Here is a 21,608-nt window from a genome sequence, read left to right as displayed (position 1 = left end):
GTTTATCATGGGCTTAAATTCCATGTTAACCCGGCTGCTATACCGAGGCTTTGTAATCGCACCTGGCTGTATCCTATATTGGTTAGCGGCACCTTCATAAACGGCTGTACCGCTATACCTACCTTTTGGTTAAGCTGCCGGTGATAAGTAGCCTGCAGGTTAAGTATGCCCAGTATGTGTTTATTTTGATTTGATACACTGTATGATGCTGGTCCGCTGGCATTACCCGGGTAGCTAAAACTGTACTTCTCATTCAGCATAAACCATGATGATAAACCAGCACCCATGCTCAAACTGTTTTGCTTTTTGCTGTAAAACTTGTAATCAATATTCAACGGAATATCCAGCACCCGGCAATCAGCCATAACATTGGTTGGGTTAACCGCAAACTGATAAATAGTTCGGTACTGGCTAAACCTTACATCATACGGCTTATATGAATAGGCCGCGCCCGTGCTTACCGTAAACCTGCTGCTTAGTTTCATACTCAGCATAACACCGGCGTTTGCCCCTACCTTACTGCTGCCAAATGAGCCAACCCCGTTAACATCAGGCGCTGCCAGTACACTTATCGCAAACACAGGCCGTTTGCTTACCCCCTGCGGCTTAGCAGGGCTTTGGGTTTTCTCAACCTTTTCATTAACCCCGGTGTCTGCATCCTGCGTGGTTACAATATCAGTATACTGCATGCCGGCAGTATCGGGCCCGGTATTATTTACCGGCTTAACCGATGCAATATCCGCAACAGAATTATTTACATCCTTTTGAAAAAGAGATTTCTCCAGGGTGTCAACATTTAAAGGAGCAGCATCCGGACCGGAACTTTTACTACGATGCGTTGTTCCGGCTGCAGTAACCCCCTTACGTACAGTTAACCCGGCTATGCTATCTCCTTTACCCTCAACCACAGGCTCTTCGTTACGCTTCGTTATCTTCTGCATCGGCTTATTATTTTTGGCCCGGGTTATGGTATCCTGTTCATTATATTTATCGGGCATTAACCACCATATACCTAACGCTATCAGCAACATGGCAGCAACACTCCCGGCAACCCGCATCCACATTATAAAGGGTTTGCGGCGCCTGTTCAACATATGCTCCATCATGCCCCAATCCTGCTCACGAAAATCTATTTCATCATGGTTGCGCATGGCGTCACTAAAAAACTCGTCCAATTTTTTATCCTTCTCCTGATCCATTACCTGAAAAAATTGTTGAGTACGTAATTGGTATTTAAGTATAGTCCGTTCATCGCTACTATTGGCGCATACTGCACATCCGCACCGTAGTTGCCTTTGTCACTTTTATCTGCTGCCAGTATCATCAGCTTTAACTTTTGCCTGGCTTTGTGCAGGTTTGATTTTGATGCCCCGGTGCTTATAGCCAGCATATCGGCTATCTCCTCGTGGCTGTAACCTTCAATGGCAAACAGGTTAAAAACCAAACGGTAGGCACGCGGCAGGCGCTGTATCATCCCCAACAGATCATTGTAATGCAGCCGCTTATCGGCCATATCAACATCACTTACATGCTCCGCCTTATCCAGCTCCTCAACAACAGCCATACGCGCCGCTGCGCGATAATGGTCAATAGCCACATTGGTCATGATCTTACCGAGCCATATTTTAAATGGACGGTTCTCATCATAGTTCTTCAGGTATTTAAAAACCTTGAAAAAACCCTGGTTCATGATGCCTGCGGCCTCATCCCTATCATTAGCATAACGCAGGCATATAGCCATGGCATAGCTGTAGTACAGTTTGTACAGCTCCTTTTGGCACTGCCGGTTTTGCTTTACACAACCTTCAATCAGTTCCTGTAAGTTTTTCTCTGCCATAAATTGAGGGGGCCAATCATGATCTTTACTATAAATATCGCATAATTAATCACTTACAGCTAATGTTCATCGCAACATTAAAACCTGTTTATAAGTAATTACGCCGGGCAGGTGGCCTGGGTTGCCTGGGCAGAGAAATATTTTTTGGAATTTTTATAAAAAACTTACTAAATACCTAAAAATCAGAATATTCAACCGGACGTAAGAACACGATCTCGTTACGCGATACATTGTTTTTATACTGATCCTTGGCCGAAAGTATCTTCCACACACCATCCGAGCCAAAGGTTTCCCAGTGCTTATCACGATCCTGGCGGTTGTTAAAGGTGGTCATGTACATCAGGTTAGGCATACGTGCGCCTGATAGCACCTGCGAATAAAATACCGCGTTAAAGCCAAGCCTTTTGAATAGCGATATTTCATCACCATCATTAAACATCTCCACCTTATTTTGATGATACTTTTCGGTAGCGCTCTCGTAGCTGCGCAACTCATATATACGCTCGGCCTTGGGCGATTTTAGTGCGGGCACTTCCGGCTTAGGCATACCGGCAAACGCCTTAAGCAAAATATTCTCGATACGGGTATAGGGCGAGCCGTTATATGGCGCGTTAAGGTAAGCTGCACCATCGGCAATATACTTTTGGTCGGCGGCTAAACGCTGGTCTATTTCCTCCAGCTTATTCAATCCTTTGATGGGAATAAAAACGTAAACACGCCTGTCGGCAGTATCTTCGGGCAGGGTGGCAAATACACCAACCTTTTTTATGCCATAACGGTGCAATGCCGGCACGTAAGCCTTTTCTAAATACTGATTAAGCTGCTCAAACTGCGCCGCGGTTTTATAATGATAAACCTTTAGCTGGTAATAGCTTACATCCTTAGCTGAGGCGCCTACGGCTGTCAACACAAAAAGCACTACCGCGAAGGCGGCCAAAAAACGTTTGAAACTATACATTGTAAAAGGCTTATTAATTATTAGATATGGAAAACATTAAACGTTAGCTACCTTGAAAGGGCGAACCTCGATCTTATCCCAAACACCACCGGTTACGTAGGGGTCGCTCTGTTTCCATTGTTCCAGTTCATCATCGCTATCAAACTGTACAATCATTGTTGAGCCGATCATATCGCCATTATCATTAAGCATGGCTCCGCCTACAATAAAATTGCCGGATGCTTTGAGCTGTTTTACCCTTTCAACATGCAAAGGGCGCACATCAAGCCTGCGCTGTATGGCATCAGTATCGGTATGATCAAATGCGGTAAGTACGTACTGTTTCATTAGGTGCGATATTTAATGCAATGTAAGTATGTTTAAGCTGATGTACAAGTGATATAGGGTAAGCGCTATGGTTGTTTATGCTACCCCGTTTTAATACCTTTGGCCATGCGCAAATTAAAGCTTGATGAGCTGAACCGGGCAACCGTTGATGAATTTAAGGAACAGGCTAAGCTGCCCGTAGCCGTGGTGTTAGATAATGTACGCAGCATGCACAACATCGGCTCTATTTTTCGTACATCAGACGGGTTCGCGGCAGAGAAAATAGCCCTGTGCGGTATTACCGCCTGCCCTCCGCATCGTGAAATTGAAAAAACAGCCCTGGGCGCCACCTCATCAATGGATTGGGAATACTTTAAAACCCCGCTTGAAGCGGTACAGCAACTCCGTGACGAAGGATATAAAATAATAGCTATTGAACAAGCCGAAAACAGCCTGATGCTGGACACCTTTGAACCACAACAAGGCGAAAAGTACGCGCTGATATTCGGTAACGAGGTAAACGGTGTAAGCGATGAGGTGATGCAGGAGATTGACGCCTGTATTGAGATACCACAGTTTGGCACCAAGCACTCGTTCAACATTGTGGTATCGGCAGGCATTGTGTTGTGGGATTTTTTTAACAAACTCAATAAAACATGATAAGCGCATTAGCAAAAAAACTACAGATGAAGACCGGGCAACACTGGCTGCTGCTTAATGCACCCAATGGATACCCCGCCCTGCTCGAACCACATGATGATATAACCATCAGCACGGATGTTGACGGTAAGTTTAACGGAGTTCAGCTTTTTGTAACCACCGGCAACGAGCTTGATGCTTTTTTAAAGTTATTAAAAAACCTACTACAACCTGATACGGTGCTATGGGTAATATACCCTAAAAAGAACAGCGGCATAACAACCGACCTGGAAATGATGGACAACGGGTTAGATATAATGGCACAATATGGCCTGCGCCCTGTAACCTCGGCAGCTATTGATAAAACATGGACCTCGTTACGCTATAAACCGGAGGAACTGGTAAAAAAATCAGATTCGCGTAACGAAGCCATCCAGCAAAACGACTATGGCCGGTACATCAACACCGAACAAAAAACAGTGATCCTCCCTCCTGATGCGCTTGAAGCATTGAGCGATCATCCAGCCGCCATCAGTTATTTTGAAAAACTGGCCTACAGCAACAAAAAGGAATATGTGGTGTGGATATTGAGCGCCAAACAAGAGAAAACCCGCCAAAGCCGGATCGAAAAAATGGTGCAAATGCTGCTGGATAACAAAAAGAATCCTGCTGATAAATAGGTAACGCTGTACATCAGCTTCATACTTATGCCATTTTAATACTAAGTGTATAAAATACACTATATAAAATAGTAATTTTGCAGTATTATTTTAATACTGATGAACGAAACCGCCATAATAGCCCCTGCCCCGCAAAAAAGCGTATCACGCCTGGCGCATCGCGTTGCCGTAAGTTCGCTTTTTTTTACACAAGGTTTATGCTTTGCAAGCTGGGCATCACGCATACCTACGTTTCAGCAGAAATTCCAATTAAACGAAGCTGAAATAGGCGGATTATTATTGGCCTTACCGGCAGGCTTGATGGTAGCACTACCTTTTTCAGGATGGTTTACCGCTAAGTTTGGCAGCCGTGTAGTAGTGCTTGCCGCTACCGTGATCTATGCGCTTACATTAATTGTTATTGGTTTATCGCCATCGGTTTATGCGTTACTGGCAGGTTTATTCGTGTTCGGGTTTAGCGGCAACATGGTTAACATAGCGGTGAACACGCAGGCCGTACAGGTTGAGGCTTTGTACAGTAAGCCGATCATGGCATCTTTCCACGGTTTATGGAGCCTGGCCGGCTTTACAGGTGCATCTATCGGCACCATAATGATCGGCTTTGAGCTGATCCCGTTTTGGCATTATGTTATCATTACAGCGGCTGTGCTGATTATTACGGCCATCGCTTCCGGCTTTGTAATAAAGGATACAGGCAGTGTTTCGGCAGATCAGCCGGTATTTGCCAAACCCGATAAAGCGCTTATGCTGTTAGGGGTTATAGCCTTTTCCGGCCTGATGTGCGAAGGTGCTATGGTTGATTGGGGCGGCATCTATTTTAAAGAAATTGTACACGCCCAAAAGGCCTGGATAGGCGCCGGTTACACCGCCTACATGTGCACTATGGCCGGTGGCCGCTTTGTAGCAGACTTTTTTACCGCACGTTTCGGCATGAAAAAGATGCTGCAAATGAGCGGTGCGCTCATAGCCGCCGGATTACTATTATCTGTTATTTTTCCACAGCTTTATACAGCAATAGCCGGTTTTTTTATAGTTGGCTTTGGTGTATCGTCAATCATTCCACTGGTATATGGCGAGGCCGGTAAATCAACCACCATGTCGGCCGGGGTGGCATTGGCGGCCGTATCAACAGTGGGCTTCCTGGGCTTTTTGTTGGGTCCGCCTATCATCGGTTTTGCGGCGGCGGCAACAAACCTGCGGGTATCATATACCATTATAGCCGTTATGGGATTGACAGTTACAATGCTATCCTCAAAGCTGAAGCAGTAAAGCGAGGCTTTAATAAACTATTTCATTTCGAACGAGGTACGGGGAGAAATCTGTCACCTGATTATGAACGTGTGCGGATTTCTCCTACGTTGAAATGACAGGGATAGAGAATTTATGTGGGATAGCTCGAATCTATTTCTTCAGTTTCTTCTTCTTAACAGGTGCATTTTGCAAAATATAGCGTATGCCTACTATATCCTGTTCGCTTAGGTTTGTTTTGGGTATCAAATTAGCCACATTTGCATTTTGATACAATAAAAACCAGTTACTAAGTTCCTTTATCTTGTAATAATTTTCCCAAGGCATTTCCGTATGACCAACAGCGGTATCAATAATTAACCTGTCTGATAGAAATTCATATTTAGTTGGCTTGTTTAATGCTACAAGGCTTTTGAATGTCTTACTTGAGGATATGTATATGAACAAAGGCATCAAAATCACCAATAACCCAAATCCTAAGCCGAAACTAATTGAGCTTCCATTAGCATCTTCTCCATTTAATAGTTGTACAATAGCCGCAACAAACATTACTAATCCACAAAGTGTTACCCATACAAAAATAAGTTTGGTATAAAGTAACGTGTATTGAAGTTTTCGGTATTCCGGTAAGGTTATCTGTGTAGATATTTTCATTTAGTGATAAGTGAAATTAAGGTTGCGATTATAAAACAAAAAAGCCGGACGTACAAACCGCCCGGCTAAACTTAATATTTATTTAAGAGAGGCACTCACTAATCACCATTTACTAATGACTAATGACAATTGCCTACTGCCTAATAAGCCTGTTCAAACTCATTAACCCCGTCTTTGCTTTCCAGTATCGAGTGCCCCATCAGGAATTCATCAACCTTACGGGCAGCTTCACGGCCTTCGGATATGGCCCAAACTACCAGTGATTGGCCACGGCGCATATCGCCTGCGGCAAACACCTTGCTTACGTTGGTACGGTAAACGCCTTCGGCAGCCTTAACGTTCTTGCGTTCGTCAAGCTCAACGCCCAGGTTTTCAAGGGCTCCGGAAAATTGCGGATGCACAAAGCCCATAGCCAGGAATACACGCTGACAAGGCAGCTCACGTTCGGTACCGGCAACCTCGGTAAACTTAACCGGGCGACCTAAAAAGTCAACTTCCCATTCCAGATCAACCACTTTTACGGCACGCAGGTTACCATTCTCGTCACCTAAAAACTCTTTGGTATTAATGCTCCAGTAGCGGTCGGCACCTTCCTCGTGCGAACTGGTTACTTTAAGTACCGCCGGGCCGGGGAAACTTGGCCAAGGCGTGCTGCTCGGGCGCGAATCAGCAGGCTTAAACATTACCTCAAACTGCTTAACCGAACGTGCACCCTGGCGGTTTGATGTACCCACACAGTCTGATCCGGTATCGCCACCACCAATAACAATCACGTCCTTATCAGTGGCTAAAATATCTTCGGTAGTGAACGGGCTGTTGCCCACACGCTTGTTTTGCTGTTTCAAAAAGTCCATAGCGAAGTGGATGCCTTTCAGCTCACGGCCCGGTATATTCAGGTCGCGCGGAATGGTTGAACCACCGGCCAATACCACCGCGTCAAAGCTGCGGGTAATCTCGTCGGCAGCAATATCCTTACCTACTTCGGTGTTATATTTAAATACCACGCCATCATCTTCCATTACCTTTACACGGCGGTCAATCACCCATTTCTCTAATTTAAAATCGGGGATGCCGTAGCGCAGCAAACCACCCGCACGGTCGTCGCGTTCAAAAACGGTTACACTGTGGCCGGCTTTTGCCAATTGGGCGGCAGCGGCTAAACCCGCAGGGCCTGAGCCTACAACAGCAACTGTTTTTCCTGTTTTAATAAGTGGCGCGGTAGGCTTAACCAAATTTTTTGAATAAGCTATCTCGATGATATGCTTCTCGATCTCCTCGATAGCTACGGCCGGTTTGTTGATACCCAACACGCAAGCCGACTCGCACGGAGCCGGGCAAATGCGCCCTGTAAACTCCGGAAAGTTATTGGTTGATGATAATATGTTATATGCCTCGTTCCAGTTTTTACGGTACACGGCATCATTAAACTCAGGTATAATATTACCCAGCGGGCAGCCCGAATGGCAAAACGGTATACCGCAATTCATGCAGCGTGCCGATTGCTGGTTCAGCTTTTCATCGCTATACAATCCTACAAACTCGTTATAATTCTTAACACGTTCGGCAACGGGTGTTTTAGCGGGAAGCTCTCTGTTAAATTCCTGAAATCCTGTTGGTTTTCCCATCTTAATAATTATGCTGTAGTTTGATATTGTGATTGTTCGATAACTTTTTTGTACTCTTTTGGATATACCTTAACAAACTGGGTTGATACCTCATTCCAGTTGTCCAGTAATCCTTGCGCCAGCTTGCTGCCGGTTAACTGTATGTGCTTGCGCAGCAGGGTCAGTATTTCCTCTTCATCGCTAACTGATAGCGGGTCAAGGTCAACCATTTCGGTATTGCAGTTTTCAGCAAAGGTATTGTCGGGGTTATACACCCAGGCCAAACCACCGCTCATGCCTGCGGCAAAGTTACGGCCGGTTTTACCCAGAATCAGCGCGCGGCCGCCGGTCATGTACTCACAACCGTGATCGCCGGTACCCTCAACTACCGTAGTAGCGCCTGAGTTACGTACCGCAAAACGCTCACCTGCCATACCGCCTACAAACAACTCGCCCGCTGTGGCACCATACAAGGCCACGTTGCCAATGATGATGTTTTCTGACGGTTTAAAGGTTGCGTTAGCTGCCGGGTAGATGGCCAGTTGCGCGCCCGAAAGGCCTTTGCCTACATAATCATTAGCCTCGCCTTCCAGTTCGAAGGATATACCTTTGGTAGCGAACGCGCCAAAGCTTTGCCCTGCCGAACCTTTGAACTTAAAGTTGATGGTATTAGCCGGTAAACCTGCTGACCCGTATTTCTTTGATATCTCGTTTGAAAGTACTGTACCAATGGTACGGTCAACATTTACTACATTGAATGAGGCGTAAATAGGGGTTTTATCATCCAATGCCGGTTTGGCGGCATCAAGCAATTTCCAATCGATAATGTTGCTCATGCCATGATCCTGACTTTCGCTGTTATACAGGGTAGCACCTTTGGCATTGGTAACCGGGTGCAGTATGCCTGAAAGATCAACGGTACGGGCCTTCCAGCTCTTAACATTATCTTTTACCTTCAGGAATTGTACACGGCCAACCATCTCGTTAACCGTACGGAAACCCAGCTCGGCCATTACTTCACGGAATTCCTGCACCAGAAATTTGAACAAGTTAACCACATGGTCCGGATCACCTGAGAACAACTTACGCAGTTCAGGGTCTTGCGTGGCCACACCTACCGGGCAGGTATTAAGGTGACATTTACGCATCATGATACAGCCACCTGCAACCAGGGCAGCGGTGGCTACGCCCCACTCCTCGGCACCTAATAAGGTAGCTATAGCAATATCACGACCGGTTTTTAACTGTCCGTCAGCCTGTAATACCACACGGCTGCGCAGTTTGTTGCGTACCAGTGTTTGGTGTGCCTCGCTCAGGCCAAGCTCCCACGGTAAACCCGCGTGCTTAATTGAGCTTATTGGCGATGCGCCTGTACCGCCATCATAACCGGCTATTAAAATAACATCGGCATGGGCTTTGGCCACACCCGCGGCAATAGTACCTACACCCGCTTTTGATACCAGCTTAACGTTGATACGCGCGGCACGGTTAGCATTCTTCAAATCAAAGATCAACTGCGCCAAATCCTCGATAGAATAAATATCGTGGTGCGGCGGCGGCGATATCAAACCTACACCCGGTGTTGAGTGACGGGTTTTAGCAATCCAGTCGTCAACCTTATGGCCGGGCAGTTGTCCGCCTTCGCCCGGTTTAGCGCCTTGCGCCATTTTTATCTGTAACTCATCGGCATTAGTAAGGTAGTTTGAAGTTACCCCAAAACGTGCTGATGCTATTTGCTTGATCGCTGAGCGCATAGAGTCGCCGTTAGGCAGTTTCTCAAAACGCATTTCATCCTCACCACCCTCGCCGGTGTTACTTTTGCCGCCAATGCGGTTCATGGCAATGGCCAGGGTACTGTGCGCTTCGTGTGAGATAGATCCGAATGACATGGCACCGGTAGCAAAACGCTTCATGATGCTTTCGGCCGATTCAACCTCATCAATGCTGATCGGTTCGCGGTGATGGGCAAAATCAAACAAACCACGGATGGTATAATGCTTTTCGCCCTGCTCGTTAATCAGCTTCGAGTAGTTTTTATATACATCGTAATTATTGGTACGGGTAGCATGCTGTAACAAGTGTACGGTTTGCGGATTAAACAAGTGCGCCTCGCCCCTGCGTTTCCACTGGTATATACCACCTTCGGGCAGCAGGTGCGCTTCTTCCTGTTTGTTGATGTTAAAGCCTGCGCGATGCTTGGTAAGCGATTCGCGGGCTATTTCATCCAAACCTAAACCACCTATGCGGCTAACGGCACCTACAAAGTAACGGTCAACCACATCCTGGTTTATACCCAATATTTCAAACACCTGCGAGCCATGGTATGACTGCAAGGTAGAGATACCCATTTTTGAGAATATCTTTAACAAGCCATCATTAACCGACTTAACATAGTTTTTTTGTAGCTGACGCAGATCCAGGCTTGTTTCAAGGCTGCCGCTTTCAAGCATGGTTTCGATGGTTGACAGGGCCAGGTACGGGTTAATAGCCGTAGCACCGAATGCCAGCAAGCAGGCAAAGTGGTGTACTTCCCAAACATCGCCGCTTTCAACAACGATACCTACCGCGCCACGACGGCCTTTTTTGATCAGGTGGTGATGCACGGCTGATACGGCAAGCAATGACGGGATTGGCGCATGCTCTGAATCAACAGCACGGTCTGACAGGATCAGTACCTCGAATCCATCATCCACGGCATCCTCAGCATAACGGCAAAGCCTGGCTATACCTTTCTCCAATGAGCCCGGCAGGCCATCAGCCTTAAAGTAAGTTTGCAGCGTTTTAGCGTGAAACAGGCCGGTATCAATACTACGCAGCTTTTCAAGCTGATTATTTTTTAATATCGGGTGTTTAAGCATTACGCAATGGCAATGCATTTTATCCTCGTCAAGCAGGTTGCCGTTGTTACCAATAAAGGTAGCCAGGCTCATTACCAAACGCTCACGAATCGGGTCGATAGGCGGGTTGGTTACCTGCGCGAAGAACTGCTTAAAGTAGCTCGACAGGTGCTGAGGCTTATCAGATAAGATAGCCAGCGGCACATCGGTACCCATTGAGCCGATAGGCTCCTTGCCATCCAGCGCCATTGATTTGATGATCAGATCAGTATCCTCACGGCTGTAACCAAATACCTTTTGGTAACGGTAAACCGAATCGGCACTTAATGATGCGAAAGCCAAACGCGGCTCGGTAAGCTCGTTAAGGCGAATCTTATAATTTTCGAGCCAGCGGCCATAAGGCTGGCGCGAAGCTACTTCGTGCTTTATTTCTTCATCGGTAATGATCTTTCCTTTTTCGGTATCAACCAAAAACATCTTACCCGGCTGCAGGCGGCCTTTTTTAACCACGGTGCTTTCATCAATAATCAGTACACCGGCTTCTGAACCTGCTATAACACGGCCATCGCTGGTGATTGCGTAGCGCAGCGGGCGCAGGCCATTCCTATCCAACACGGCACCTACCAGCTTACCATCGGTAAAGCTGATGGCGGCCGGGCCATCCCATGGTTCCATTAAAGTAGCATGGTATTCGTAGAATGCCCTTTTGATCGGGTCCATCTGCTCGTTGCCATCCCAGGCTTCAGGTATCAGCATCATCATTACGTGCGGTAATGAACGGCCGGTATGTACCAATATCTCGATAATGTTATCCAGGCAAGCCGAGTCAGACTGGTTATTATCAATAACCGGCAGCAGCATCTCCATCTCCTCGTTAGTAAAGTATGATGATGCCAGCGATTGCAGGCCTGAGTAGAACCAGTTAAGGTTACCGGTCAGGGTGTTGATCTCGCCGTTGTGCGCAATAAGGCGGAACGGTTGGGCCAATTTCCATGACGGGAAGGTATTGGTTGAGAAACGAGAGTGGATCAAGGCAAAACCTGATGCCACACGCGGATCAGAAAGATCAGAGAAATACTTACGCAACTGGTAAGTGGTAAGCTGACCCTTGTAAATGATGGTTTTAGCCGAGAACGAGGTAAAATAAAATGCCTCTGCCGCTTTCGGGAATTGCTCTGTAATTGATTTATTGATATAACGGCGCAACACGTATAGCTTACGCTCAAAATCGTCAATATTTAATATATGGTGCGGCTTGGCAACAAATATCTGCTCCACATCCGGCTCGGCGCTGCGGGCGGTTTCGCCAATTACGCTATTATCAGTAGTTAGCTTACGATAGCCAAGCTTATGCAGGCCCAGCTTTTCAACCGCCTTATCAATAATGGTACGGCAGGCTTTTTTCAGGGTTGAGTCCTTAGGGAAAAATATCATCCCCACACCATACTCACCCGGTTCAGGCAGGCTGATCTCAAGGTTTGAGCACTCTTCCATCAACAATTCGTGCGGTAATTGTATCAATATACCAGCACCATCGCCCGAGTCGGGGTCGCAACCGCAGGCGCCGCGGTGCTCCATATTTTCAAGCATGGTAAGCGCATCGCTTACTATCCTATGCTCCTTATGGCCGTTTATATTCGTTATAAAGCCGGTTCCGCACGAGTCATGTTCAAATTCAGGCCGGTAAAGGCCCTGGTGGCTATCAGTTTGATTCATAATAAAAATAAAACCGTTTCAATTAGGGTGTAATTACGAAGATAATTAAATTGATAAATACTAAAAATAAGCGCATTACTTTTGCGACATTCTTAATGTATGCAACATATAATGATGTTAATTTAATAATTTTTTAATAAAAACTATTATTCATTACATATTTTAGCGAATATAGAATCATTCTAAAATCAGAATTTTATTTTGATAATTAAATAATGATGATATAGTATTCCGATTAAAGTGATAGAAATACCGGATAATACCGGCAAACACTTATTCGCTAATTCTTTATTGGGTCAGTTAAAATTTAATATTTGCTAATTTTGCAAAAAAATCAAACAAATGCAAGAAAAGAATAAAGCCGTGTTCCTTGACCGCGACGGTGTGCTTAACCGTGAGATGGGCGATTATGTGTGCCGTTTAGAGGATTTCCAGGTGTTGGATAACTTTGAGGCGCTAAAAACCCTGCAGGATAAAGGTTACCTGCTTATTGTAGCTACCAACCAGGGCGGCCTGGCCAAAGGCTGGTATACCGAGGACGAACTGGGCAAAATGCACCAGCACCTTAGCGATGTGTACAGCGAACATGGCGTTAAATTCACCGATTTTTACTATTGCCCCCACCACCCGCAGTTTACAGGCGACTGCGATTGCCGCAAACCAAAACCGGGCATGCTGCTGAGAGGTATCGAGAAATATAACATCGATCCATCAAAATCATACTTTATTGGCGACCGTGAGCGCGACGTGGAAGCAGGTACCCTGGCAGGCGTTACCGGTATATTGATTGATAGCGATCAGCCGATTAGTACGGTGCTGAATTTGATAGATTAATTACCTGCGAAAATAATGGGATTTAAAGATTGGCTACCTGGTATAAGGTATTCAAATGATGATTTCTTCGGACAATTAATTTATCATAAATATTTTTTTGATAAAGGACCTTATTGGTACAATGTAAAAAGGGATTTTAAACCGGTAGCGTATCCGGTTGATATTATGATTTATGCAGACAAACATGGGCCTACCTTATATCAAAAAGATTACTTCCGCATGATAGAGTCTTCATATAACAAGGTACTGCTTAGTGCAATACCAATGACAATATCTTTTCTTAAAAAAATTGATCAAAATTTTACTAAAGAAGAGTTCGTTTCAGAATTTAAATTAGACGCGATTACGCTACCCTATGATAATGATACAAAGTGGGAGCTAACTTTTGATTTACCTTACAGATCAGGACATATTTTATCCATAAATTTTGAATCATTTAGTGCAAAAAGCATTGAGATAGATTAAGATTACCGCAAATATTATTATGCTAAACAGCAAAATCATCCGCCATATCGATACATTACTATTCGCCATAGCGGGTTATTTAGCTGTTTACTTTTTTACAAAATATAGTGGGGTCGGCATATCGCCCGACTCCATTATGTATGCCAGCACTGCCGAAAGTATTTATAAACACGGCAACCTCATTACCTTTAACGGCACTCCTCTCACCTTTTTCCCGGTTTTTTACCCCACGGTATTAAGCAGCAGCTTTTTGTTCGGTGCCGATGCTGTTAAGGGCGGGCCGGTAATTAACGGATTATTGTTTGGCGGCGTTATATTGCTGACAGGCTATTGCATCAGCCGGTTTAAAACGCCATCTATAATATATAAATGGCTGGTGTTAGCGGCCATATTGCTTAGCCCTGCACTGCTGGAGATATACAGCTTCCTATGGTCAGAAACGTTATTCATCTTCCTGACCATTCTTTTTATTCCTCTATTTAAGAAATATTCAGATTCACCGGGGATAAAACAGTTATTACTTGCCGCGCTTGTTGCCGGGTTATGCTGCATTACCCGCTACGCGGGCATTACCGTTATAGCTACAGGCTGTTTAATGCTGCTGTTTGATGCAAGGCGCTCACTAAAAAAGCGACTGATCAACACTTTAGTGTTTGGTGCAACCGCTATAGCGCCCTTGCTTATTAACCTGCTTGTTAACTACCTGTCGTCAGGCCTATCAACCGGTACACGCAAGCCATCCATCACCTCATTTGGCGAAAACCTGCATTATTTTGGTGTAGTAATTTGCGATTGGCTCGGCCTTACAGATATTACCTATGCTTACGGCGCGCTGTTAAGTGCCTTAATACTGGTAGCCTTAATAATAAACTTTGCCTGGCGGGTGCTGCATAAGGACTTAAACCGCTACGAAAACCTGTTTTTGCTTTATACCATTGTATACGCCCTGTTTATTTTACTCATTGCCACCTTTTCGCGGTTTGAGCGGTTAAATTCGAGGCTGCTTTCGCCCATGTACGTGCCAATGCTTATTGCCTGTACCGGTTGGATACCTGGCGCTGTTAAAGCCATAAAAACAAACAACCGTAAATGGGCAACTGCCGCGGCAGTTACTATTATAGCAGGCTTTTTGTACAACCTTACCCTCATTGATTTAAAACGCTATGACGATGAATTTGAATATGGCGTACCGGGCTATAGCGATGATGATTGGAACACCTCGCATTTCATCAACTTCCTCAAGCAAAATAAGCATATGTATAAACCCGGCATCCCCATCTACTCAGATGCCGACGAGGCGGTTTACTTTTTTACCGGCGGCCACGCCAAACTGGTGCCTCAAAAGTTTTTTACTGCCGATGTAGCTGAATTTAACCGGCAAACACAGTTTTACCTGGTATGGTTCAACGCCATGGCTAACACTGAACTGATTAGCCTTACTGACATTGAAAAACAATTTCGGGTAAAAAAACTTTATGGATTTGATGAAGGGGCAATCTACCTGGTAAGTAAGCCCTGAATTAAAATTAAACAATTGGTTATTAGCAAAATAACTATCTTTACCGAAATTTTCGTTACCGTGAAAAAAACCTTTTACCTTTTTGCATTGATTGGGCTTGCTGTGCTCTCCTGTAAAAAAGACGGCAAAAGCCCATCAACACCTGATCCGGATAATAATGGTAAAACCTACGACATAAATTTTAATGTTGGCATAGATGCTAACAGTAAAACCGTCAGCACAAAATCAGCAATCGGGCAAAAAACCACTGCGGATATTGATATTTCCGACGTAGCCTCGTTTTTAGCTTATTTTGTTTATGACTCGCAAGATAAACTGGTAAGCCATTATGTGCAGGACAGCACGCTATCGAACTTCGGCTCAGTAAACGATAATTTACAAGCCGGCACGTACACCATAATATCATTAGCTACCGATGGTAAGCCTACGTTGTATAACGATAAGAATTTTGTAGCTGTAGGCAGGGATAACTTTTATAAAAAGTTTACGCTAACGGTAACCAATTCATCCGTAACACAAAATATAAACCTGCAGCGCCGCAACGGGCAACTGGAAATCAAAATACTGGATGCCATACCACAGGGAACCACCAGCATAAGCTATGAAGTAAATACCGACAGGGCTTTAAATATTGCCGACGGCTTGCCGGGCGATCCTACTTATTTAAGGAGCTATGTAAAAAAAATACCGACTAACTTGATCGGTACTACCAATTATAGTTTCCTGCTATCGTTAACCAACACCGATAGAAATCTTAGGGTAACAATTAATTCTGCGACAGGTAAAAAAGTAATTATTGACAGCGTAAAGGTAATGCCAAACACGCGTACAATACTATCAGGTAAATTGTTTGACGTGAACTCAGCCGGTTTTAACGCAAGCTACGATCAAGCATTTGAGCCTGATACAACGATTGTTGAATTTTAACACAGCCATCTTATGAAAAAAATATTTACGATAACCATACTTGCATGCCTAATATTTACAGCGTGCAAAAAAGATAAAGCTCCCGAAAACACGCCCAACGACGGTAAAAAATACGAGGTGAAATTTAATGCTACAGGCTTCTCGCAGGAATTTACGGATTTTGATCTATCATCAGTAACCAATGGCTTAAAAACCAACGACATACTTGACACCACAACTGATGCCATACGCCTTAATATTTTTGACAGTCAGAAAAAAGAAGTTTATAAGGGCGTAACATCAGTATACAGAGGCAACCTCGGGCAGTTTTCGGTAATATTACCGCAGGGCAACTACAAGGCGGTATTTACCGGCATGAAGGAGACTTACTATAGTGAAGGCCGGTTTAGCTATAATTTAATAGTTGACCTGGAAAGTGATGGTAACTATTACTACGTCTATCAAAACGATACTGAATTTGGCCCTATGCAGTTATCGAAAGACATTTTTTTTAAAGAAATCAGCTTTAACATTCCGCAAACTAATCAAACACAAAACGTAACCTTGCAACGAATTACCAGCAGGCTACGGGTAAACATAAAAGACTATGTACCTACCGCTGTAACGCGTATAGACATTGGCATTGATTCGACCTATAATAGATTCAGCAACAGCCCCGAGAAATATCATGAGGTAGTTGGCAGCGGCGGATCTTTCGGGATTGCACAAAATAAGCGCAGTGACATAACCGCTGAACTACAAATGCTTGTACCGCCTAACAGTACCCATACAGTAATTATAAGAGCTTATTCAGGTAGTACGTTATATGCACAAAAAATTATTACAGGCGTTGTTTGCAGTCCTAACAAAATTACGCTGGTGCGTGGCAATTTATTTGGTGGCGCTACAGGCCCGTCTGGCAATAATGTTAAAGTTGATACCGCCTGGAGTTCAACCGTGATCAATAAATCATTTTAAATATTAGTTATGAGAAAAATTTATTTAATTTTCCCCTTGCTCTTCCTGCTTTTCGCGGCCTGTAAAAAGGATGGTAAGAGCCCGGGTAAACCCGATCCGGAGGAGCCGGATACTACCGGCAAAGTTTACACAGTAAACTTTAATGTAGGTATTGATGCAAATTCAAAAACTGTATCAGGCGTTAAAAATGAAACTAATAAATCACTTACTGCACAATCAACCGATTTAAAAACAACAATAAGCCAACTGGCATATTACGTTTTAGATAATAATGGCAATATAATAACCACTATCCTGCAAGATTATGATGATCCTAATTTTGGCATTATAAATGACACTTTTACTACAGGCGAGTATACTGTGGTTGTATGGGGCGCTTGGGGTTCTCCGCCTGTAGGCAACTACATTTTGCGGGCATTTGGGCGTGATATTTTTTACAAAAAGTTCAATCTCACTGTATCTTCATCTACTCCTGCTGAACAGCAAAACATAAATTTAGAACGAATAGTAGGACAACTTCAGGTAAAGGTATTAGATTCTATACCACCGGAAGCTAAATCTATTAATATTACTGTTTCGCCTGATTATTCATTGAATTTAAAAACAGGGGTTGTGGTTTCTCCGTCATTTGAAACTGAACGATCAGCAACGTTTGTAGACTCCTTAATTGGAAAACAGAATTTCACTATAGCCACAAACGTAATGAATACTACAAAAACGTTCACTGTAAAAATTGTTTGTACCTCAAAAACCGGCGGCTTACTTGCCAACATTACAGTACCCAATATAAATTGCTTGCCTAACAAAAGAACAATACTATCAGGTAGGTTATTTACAGATGCGAAAGGATCATTTAACGCAACCTTTAACGAGGCCTGGGACCCGGATAAAGAAGTTGTTCAGTTTTAATATTAAATGTTTCAATTCAACATCAAATGAAAAAAAATATATTAAATATATTATTGGTTTTGTGTGTAGCATTTGGCTCATGCAAAAAAAACAGTGAACAGCATAGTTCCTGTTCGGACGAATTGCATAAAATAACGTTTACTGTAAGTGGATTTACAACAGAAATTACTGATATAAAAACGAACAGTATTAAAAGCAGTGAAGTAAATACACCTGCCTATGAATCCCGGTATCTTCAATTGTTGATATATGATGATAAAGGCAGATTAAAAGCTAACCGATCATCAGGCTGGGGTACGCCTAATAACTCTTTTACTGAATCATTACCCGGGGGCACATATACTGTGATATTTGTAGGAATGATAGATTATCAAAATACTGGAAGATCATTTTTATTAGAAAGCCCATATGATTTAAGTTTTAGCAACAATTACTGTTATTTTAGAAGAGTAAACGTTAATACATCATCACTTTTGCCCGAAAGTTACTATAAGCGCACAACTATAACTATTGCAGATAGCGACATTTCACAAACGGTTAGCCTTGACAGGATTTCTTCGCAACTTGAAATTGTGATAAAGGATGCGATACCTCAAAAGGCTGAAAGTTTGGGATTTACATTTAACAAACCTCTACCCGACGCTATTAGTATTTCAACCGGAAAACCGGTTTATTCGCGATTCCCGAATAACAATAGCAGCTATGGCATTTATTATTCTAAAGGATTTGCATTTCCTGATTCTGTTAAAGGTAAAACAAATGTTAAATTCTCCGCAGTATTTGTTGCTGATCCTGTTATCAAATACACAGTACAACTAAGTGCTTATGATGGCGATAGCCATCTAATCTCAAGTAAATTGTCAGACATTACATTTAAACCCAACAAGATAGTTACATTAACAGGTAATCTTTTTGGTGGTAATGGAACATCAAATAATAATACCAATATCAACATCGATCCCACCTGGAGTAGTGATGTTATAGAAAAGGAATTTTGAGTAACAATACTTTTTAATCAAAGCCCTTTCTCAACCGAAAGGGCTTTTTCATTTTCATAAAAATTCACATATAATTTTGATTTTATGATCTACTGTATATATTTGCAGCACTTCAAAATCTATAGTACTACTATATATTAAAAAATGAACGGTTACAAACTACATCATCTGCATCTGCACCATCGCCACCATGGCGATATTAGATAATGTATGTTTCTACGTGAAATAACAGCACCCCCGTTTATTTATTTACCCTTAATTTTATTTTGTGAAAACACTAAAAATAGCGATCCAAAAATCGGGTCGGCTAAATGAAAAGTCTGTTGAGCTGCTTAAAAACTGCGGCCTTAACTTTGAGAATTATAAAAGCTCATTAATATCACCGGTATCAAATTTTCCGCTTGAGATACTTTTTTTGCGTGATGATGATATACCCGAATACGTACAGGATGGCATTGCAGACCTGGGCATAGTTGGCGAAAACGTGATTGAAGAAACTGAGGTTGAGGTAGCTTATCTGCAACGCCTTGGCTTTGGCAAATGCTCACTTAAAATAGCTATCCCAAACAATAGCGACATAGGCAGCCTGGCCGCGTTAAATGGCAAAGCCATCGCCACCACCTACCCTGTCATTCTTAATAAATACCTGCAAAACAATAATATTGAGGCTGACATTCGCACCATATCAGGTTCGGTTGAAATATCTCCGGGCTTAGGTTTAAGTGATGCCATTTGCGACCTGGTATCAACCGGCGGTACGTTAAAAAGTAACGGACTAATGCCTTTTGCCGATGTAATGAGCAGCGAGGCGGTGTTGATTGGACGTAAAGGCGAAGAAAACAGCGACCTGATCCAGGAACTTATCCAGCGTGTACAATCAGTATTGCGTGCTAAAGAAACCAAATACGTGGTACTGAACGCGCCGAAAGCAAACCTGGATGCCATTACAGCGTTATTACCGGGTGTAAAAAGCCCATCGGTAGTGGCACTTGCCGAAAGCGACTGGGTGGCCGTACACACCGTAATACCCGAGCGTGATTTTTGGGACCGTATAAGCCAGCTTAAACAGGCCGGTGCCCAGGGCATTGTGGTATTGCCGATAGAGAAGATAATAATTTAATGCCAGCCCCTCCGCCCCTAAAGGGGAACCCGGAGCAATGCGCATATTAAATTCAGGACGTAACACCCCTTCAGGGGGTTTGGGGGAATGAGGTTTATGAAAACATACAACTATTCAGAACTAACAAAACAGGATATAGCCAGGCTGGTACAACGCAATATTGACCCGGCAAACGAGATCCGTGCCATTGTTGAAGAGGTGATCAGCAACGTACAACAGCATGGCGACCGCGCTCTGTTTGATTACGCCGACCGCTTTGATAAAGTAACGCTTGAAAAGCTCTACCTCGACAAGCATGAGTTGGAGGAAATAGCCGCCACCGTATTGCCTGAGCAAAAAGCCGCATTGGATATTGCATACCAAAACATCTACAGGTTTCATCAGTCACAATTAAAAACTGAGGATAAGGTGGAAACCATGCCCGGCGTTACCTGCTGGCGCGAGTTGCGGCCGATCGAGAAAGTTGGCCTATATATCCCAGGTGGATCTGCCGTTTTACCAAGTACCTTTTTGATGCTGGGTATACCCGCTAAAATTGCCGGTTGCCATGAACTCATCGTATGCTCGCCGCCGCAAAAAAATGGCAAGGTAAATGCCTTCATCGCTTATGTGGCTTTGATGCTGAATATTGACAGGATATTCTTGGCAGGTGGCTCACAAGCCATTGCGGCAATGGCTTACGGAACCGAAAGTATTACTAAAGTTGATAAGATATTCGGCCCAGGAAATCAATTTGTTACCAAGGCGAAAACCATCATACAATCAACCACCACTACGGCGATTGATATGCCTGCGGGCCCATCAGAGGTTTTGGTGATTGCGGATGAAACAGCCAACCCCAAATTCATTGCCGCCGACCTTTTGGCGCAGGCTGAGCATGGTATAGATAGCCAGGCGATATTAGTTTGCACCTCTTATGAAACAGCCGCGGCGGCATCTAACGAAGTGGAGAAACAGTTAGCCATATTGCCACGAGCAGAAATAGCCCGCCAGGCGATTGACCAATCCTACATCGTAGTAACAGGCAGCCTTAGTGAAGCCATGACCTTTAGCAACCAGTATGCGCCGGAACACCTCATTTTAGCTACTGAAAAATGGCAGGCGATAACGGGTAGCATCATCAATGCCGGTTCGGTATTCTTAGGCAACCTGACACCCGAAAGCGCGGGCGACTACGCATCAGGCACTAACCATACGCTACCCACAAGCAGCTATGCCAAAGCCTATTCCGGTGTTTCAGTTGATTCTTTTGTTAAGAAGGTAACCTTTCAGCATATTACGGCTGATGGCCTGCAAAACATCGGCCCGGCTGTGCAAACACTGGCTGAGTTGGAGGGTCTGCATGCGCATGCGAATGCGGTGAGTGTGAGGTATGCTGATAAGTAATAAAATAAAACCAA

19 protein-coding genes are annotated in these 21,608 nt (G+C 44.0%); 12 read left to right on the top strand and 7 right to left on the bottom strand.

Going from position 1 to position 21,608, the window contains the following annotated elements; all coding sequences use genetic code 11:
* Nucleotides 1–5: 5 nt before the first annotated feature.
* The 4 genes from LJ707_RS00500 to LJ707_RS00485 form a co-directional block, all read right to left on the bottom strand.
* The gene (locus tag LJ707_RS00500) at nt 6–1,199 is read right to left on the bottom strand and encodes an outer membrane beta-barrel protein (protein WP_228948769.1); all 1,194 of its coding nucleotides are present in this window, start codon (nt 1,197–1,199) and stop codon (nt 6–8) included.
* Nucleotides 1,199–1,837, bottom strand: a complete 639-nt coding sequence (locus tag LJ707_RS00495) for an RNA polymerase sigma factor (protein WP_228948767.1) — start codon at nt 1,835–1,837, stop codon at nt 1,199–1,201. Before LJ707_RS00495 ends, LJ707_RS00500 begins: the two co-directional genes overlap by 1 nt.
* Before the next feature lie 175 nt (nt 1,838–2,012).
* A complete protein-coding gene (locus LJ707_RS00490; RefSeq protein ID WP_228948766.1) occupies nt 2,013–2,795 on the bottom strand; it encodes an NIPSNAP family protein in 783 nt (260 codons plus the stop codon).
* Between the two features lie 36 nt (nt 2,796–2,831).
* Nucleotides 2,832–3,122, bottom strand: a complete 291-nt coding sequence (locus LJ707_RS00485; protein WP_228948765.1) for a YciI family protein — start codon at nt 3,120–3,122, stop codon at nt 2,832–2,834.
* 105 nt (nt 3,123–3,227) lie between these two features.
* Between LJ707_RS00485 and LJ707_RS00480 the strand changes: the two genes are divergently transcribed.
* The 3 genes from LJ707_RS00480 (at nt 3,228) to LJ707_RS00470 (ending at nt 5,689) form a co-directional block, all read left to right on the top strand.
* A complete protein-coding gene (locus tag LJ707_RS00480) occupies nt 3,228–3,761 on the top strand; it encodes an RNA methyltransferase (protein WP_228948764.1) in 534 nt (177 codons plus the stop codon).
* Nucleotides 3,758–4,420, top strand: coding sequence for a YdeI family protein (locus tag LJ707_RS00475; protein WP_228948762.1), 663 nt, complete (start codon nt 3,758–3,760; stop codon nt 4,418–4,420). Before LJ707_RS00480 ends, LJ707_RS00475 begins: the two co-directional genes overlap by 4 nt.
* A gap of 99 nt (nt 4,421–4,519) precedes the next feature.
* On the top strand, nt 4,520–5,689 hold the full coding sequence (locus LJ707_RS00470; protein ID WP_228948761.1) for an MFS transporter: 1,170 nt from the start codon (nt 4,520–4,522) through the stop codon (nt 5,687–5,689).
* Nucleotides 5,690–5,821: 132 nt separating this feature from the next.
* On the opposite strand, the gene LJ707_RS00465 is transcribed toward LJ707_RS00470, so the two are convergent.
* From LJ707_RS00465 to gltB, 3 genes are all read right to left on the bottom strand, one after another.
* On the bottom strand, nt 5,822–6,322 hold the full coding sequence (locus LJ707_RS00465) for a YcxB family protein (protein WP_228948759.1): 501 nt from the start codon (nt 6,320–6,322) through the stop codon (nt 5,822–5,824).
* Nucleotides 6,323–6,462: 140 nt separating this feature from the next.
* Nucleotides 6,463–7,947 carry a glutamate synthase subunit beta gene (locus tag LJ707_RS00460; protein WP_228948758.1) on the bottom strand — a complete coding sequence of 495 codons (1,485 nt, stop codon included), beginning with the start codon at nt 7,945–7,947 and terminating at the stop codon, nt 6,463–6,465.
* An 8-nt stretch (nt 7,948–7,955) separates the two neighbouring features.
* On the bottom strand, nt 7,956–12,479 hold the full coding sequence (gltB, locus tag LJ707_RS00455) for a glutamate synthase large subunit (protein ID WP_228948757.1): 4,524 nt from the start codon (nt 12,477–12,479) through the stop codon (nt 7,956–7,958).
* A gap of 342 nt (nt 12,480–12,821) precedes the next feature.
* Between gltB and LJ707_RS00450 the strand changes: the two genes are divergently transcribed.
* The 9 genes from LJ707_RS00450 to hisD all read left to right on the top strand — a co-directional run bounded on the left by LJ707_RS00450 (nt 12,822) and on the right by hisD (nt 21,594).
* Nucleotides 12,822–13,313, top strand: coding sequence for an HAD-IIIA family hydrolase (locus LJ707_RS00450; protein ID WP_228948755.1), 492 nt, complete (start codon nt 12,822–12,824; stop codon nt 13,311–13,313).
* A 15-nt stretch (nt 13,314–13,328) separates the two neighbouring features.
* Nucleotides 13,329–13,778 carry a hypothetical protein gene (locus LJ707_RS00445; RefSeq protein WP_228948753.1) on the top strand — a complete coding sequence of 150 codons (450 nt, stop codon included), beginning with the start codon at nt 13,329–13,331 and terminating at the stop codon, nt 13,776–13,778.
* A 19-nt stretch (nt 13,779–13,797) separates the two neighbouring features.
* A complete protein-coding gene (locus LJ707_RS00440; RefSeq protein ID WP_228948751.1) occupies nt 13,798–15,297 on the top strand; it encodes a hypothetical protein in 1,500 nt (499 codons plus the stop codon).
* 60 nt (nt 15,298–15,357) lie between these two features.
* A complete protein-coding gene (locus tag LJ707_RS00435; RefSeq protein ID WP_228948750.1) occupies nt 15,358–16,224 on the top strand; it encodes a hypothetical protein in 867 nt (288 codons plus the stop codon).
* Between the two features lie 12 nt (nt 16,225–16,236).
* Entirely contained in the window at nt 16,237–17,181 is a 945-nt protein-coding gene (locus tag LJ707_RS00430) for a FimB/Mfa2 family fimbrial subunit (protein WP_228948749.1), read from the top strand.
* A 9-nt stretch (nt 17,182–17,190) separates the two neighbouring features.
* Entirely contained in the window at nt 17,191–18,090 is a 900-nt protein-coding gene (locus LJ707_RS00425) for a FimB/Mfa2 family fimbrial subunit (protein ID WP_228948748.1), read from the top strand.
* A gap of 26 nt (nt 18,091–18,116) precedes the next feature.
* On the top strand, nt 18,117–19,088 hold the full coding sequence (locus LJ707_RS00420) for a FimB/Mfa2 family fimbrial subunit (RefSeq protein ID WP_228948747.1): 972 nt from the start codon (nt 18,117–18,119) through the stop codon (nt 19,086–19,088).
* Nucleotides 19,089–19,356: 268 nt separating this feature from the next.
* On the top strand, nt 19,357–20,208 hold the full coding sequence (gene hisG / locus LJ707_RS00415; RefSeq protein WP_228948746.1) for an ATP phosphoribosyltransferase: 852 nt from the start codon (nt 19,357–19,359) through the stop codon (nt 20,206–20,208).
* A 96-nt stretch (nt 20,209–20,304) separates the two neighbouring features.
* A complete protein-coding gene (gene hisD / locus LJ707_RS00410) occupies nt 20,305–21,594 on the top strand; it encodes a histidinol dehydrogenase (RefSeq protein ID WP_228948745.1) in 1,290 nt (429 codons plus the stop codon).
* Nucleotides 21,595–21,608: the final 14 nt, after the last annotated feature.

The organism is Mucilaginibacter sp. UR6-1 (assembly GCF_020880975.1).
Taxonomy (GTDB): Bacteria; Bacteroidota; Bacteroidia; order Sphingobacteriales; family Sphingobacteriaceae; genus Mucilaginibacter.
Note: the sequence above shows the minus strand (reverse complement) of the source record. Positions and strands in the feature narration are given on the sequence as shown.

Excerpts from the sequence above, each read along its gene's own strand:
- LJ707_RS00500 (WP_228948769.1), bottom strand. The coding sequence starts at position 1,199 with ATGGATCAGGAGAAGGATAAAAAATTGGACGAGTTTTTTAGTGACGCC.
- LJ707_RS00495 (WP_228948767.1), bottom strand. The coding sequence starts at position 1,837 with ATGGCAGAGAAAAACTTACAGGAACTGATTGAAGGTTGTGTAAAGCAA.
- LJ707_RS00490 (WP_228948766.1), bottom strand. The coding sequence starts at position 2,795 with ATGTATAGTTTCAAACGTTTTTTGGCCGCCTTCGCGGTAGTGCTTTTT.
- LJ707_RS00485 (WP_228948765.1), bottom strand. The coding sequence starts at position 3,122 with ATGAAACAGTACGTACTTACCGCATTTGATCATACCGATACTGATGCC.
- LJ707_RS00480 (WP_228948764.1), top strand. The coding sequence starts at position 3,228 with ATGCGCAAATTAAAGCTTGATGAGCTGAACCGGGCAACCGTTGATGAA.
- LJ707_RS00475 (WP_228948762.1), top strand. The coding sequence starts at position 3,758 with ATGATAAGCGCATTAGCAAAAAAACTACAGATGAAGACCGGGCAACAC.
- LJ707_RS00470 (WP_228948761.1), top strand. The coding sequence starts at position 4,520 with ATGAACGAAACCGCCATAATAGCCCCTGCCCCGCAAAAAAGCGTATCA.
- LJ707_RS00465 (WP_228948759.1), bottom strand. The coding sequence starts at position 6,322 with ATGAAAATATCTACACAGATAACCTTACCGGAATACCGAAAACTTCAA.
- LJ707_RS00460 (WP_228948758.1), bottom strand. The coding sequence starts at position 7,947 with ATGGGAAAACCAACAGGATTTCAGGAATTTAACAGAGAGCTTCCCGCT.
- gltB (WP_228948757.1), bottom strand. The coding sequence starts at position 12,479 with ATGAATCAAACTGATAGCCACCAGGGCCTTTACCGGCCTGAATTTGAA.
- LJ707_RS00450 (WP_228948755.1), top strand. The coding sequence starts at position 12,822 with ATGCAAGAAAAGAATAAAGCCGTGTTCCTTGACCGCGACGGTGTGCTT.
- LJ707_RS00445 (WP_228948753.1), top strand. The coding sequence starts at position 13,329 with ATGGGATTTAAAGATTGGCTACCTGGTATAAGGTATTCAAATGATGAT.
- LJ707_RS00440 (WP_228948751.1), top strand. The coding sequence starts at position 13,798 with ATGCTAAACAGCAAAATCATCCGCCATATCGATACATTACTATTCGCC.
- LJ707_RS00430 (WP_228948749.1), top strand. The coding sequence starts at position 16,237 with ATGAAAAAAATATTTACGATAACCATACTTGCATGCCTAATATTTACA.
- LJ707_RS00425 (WP_228948748.1), top strand. The coding sequence starts at position 17,191 with ATGAGAAAAATTTATTTAATTTTCCCCTTGCTCTTCCTGCTTTTCGCG.
- LJ707_RS00420 (WP_228948747.1), top strand. The coding sequence starts at position 18,117 with ATGAAAAAAAATATATTAAATATATTATTGGTTTTGTGTGTAGCATTT.
- hisD (WP_228948745.1), top strand. The coding sequence starts at position 20,305 with ATGAAAACATACAACTATTCAGAACTAACAAAACAGGATATAGCCAGG.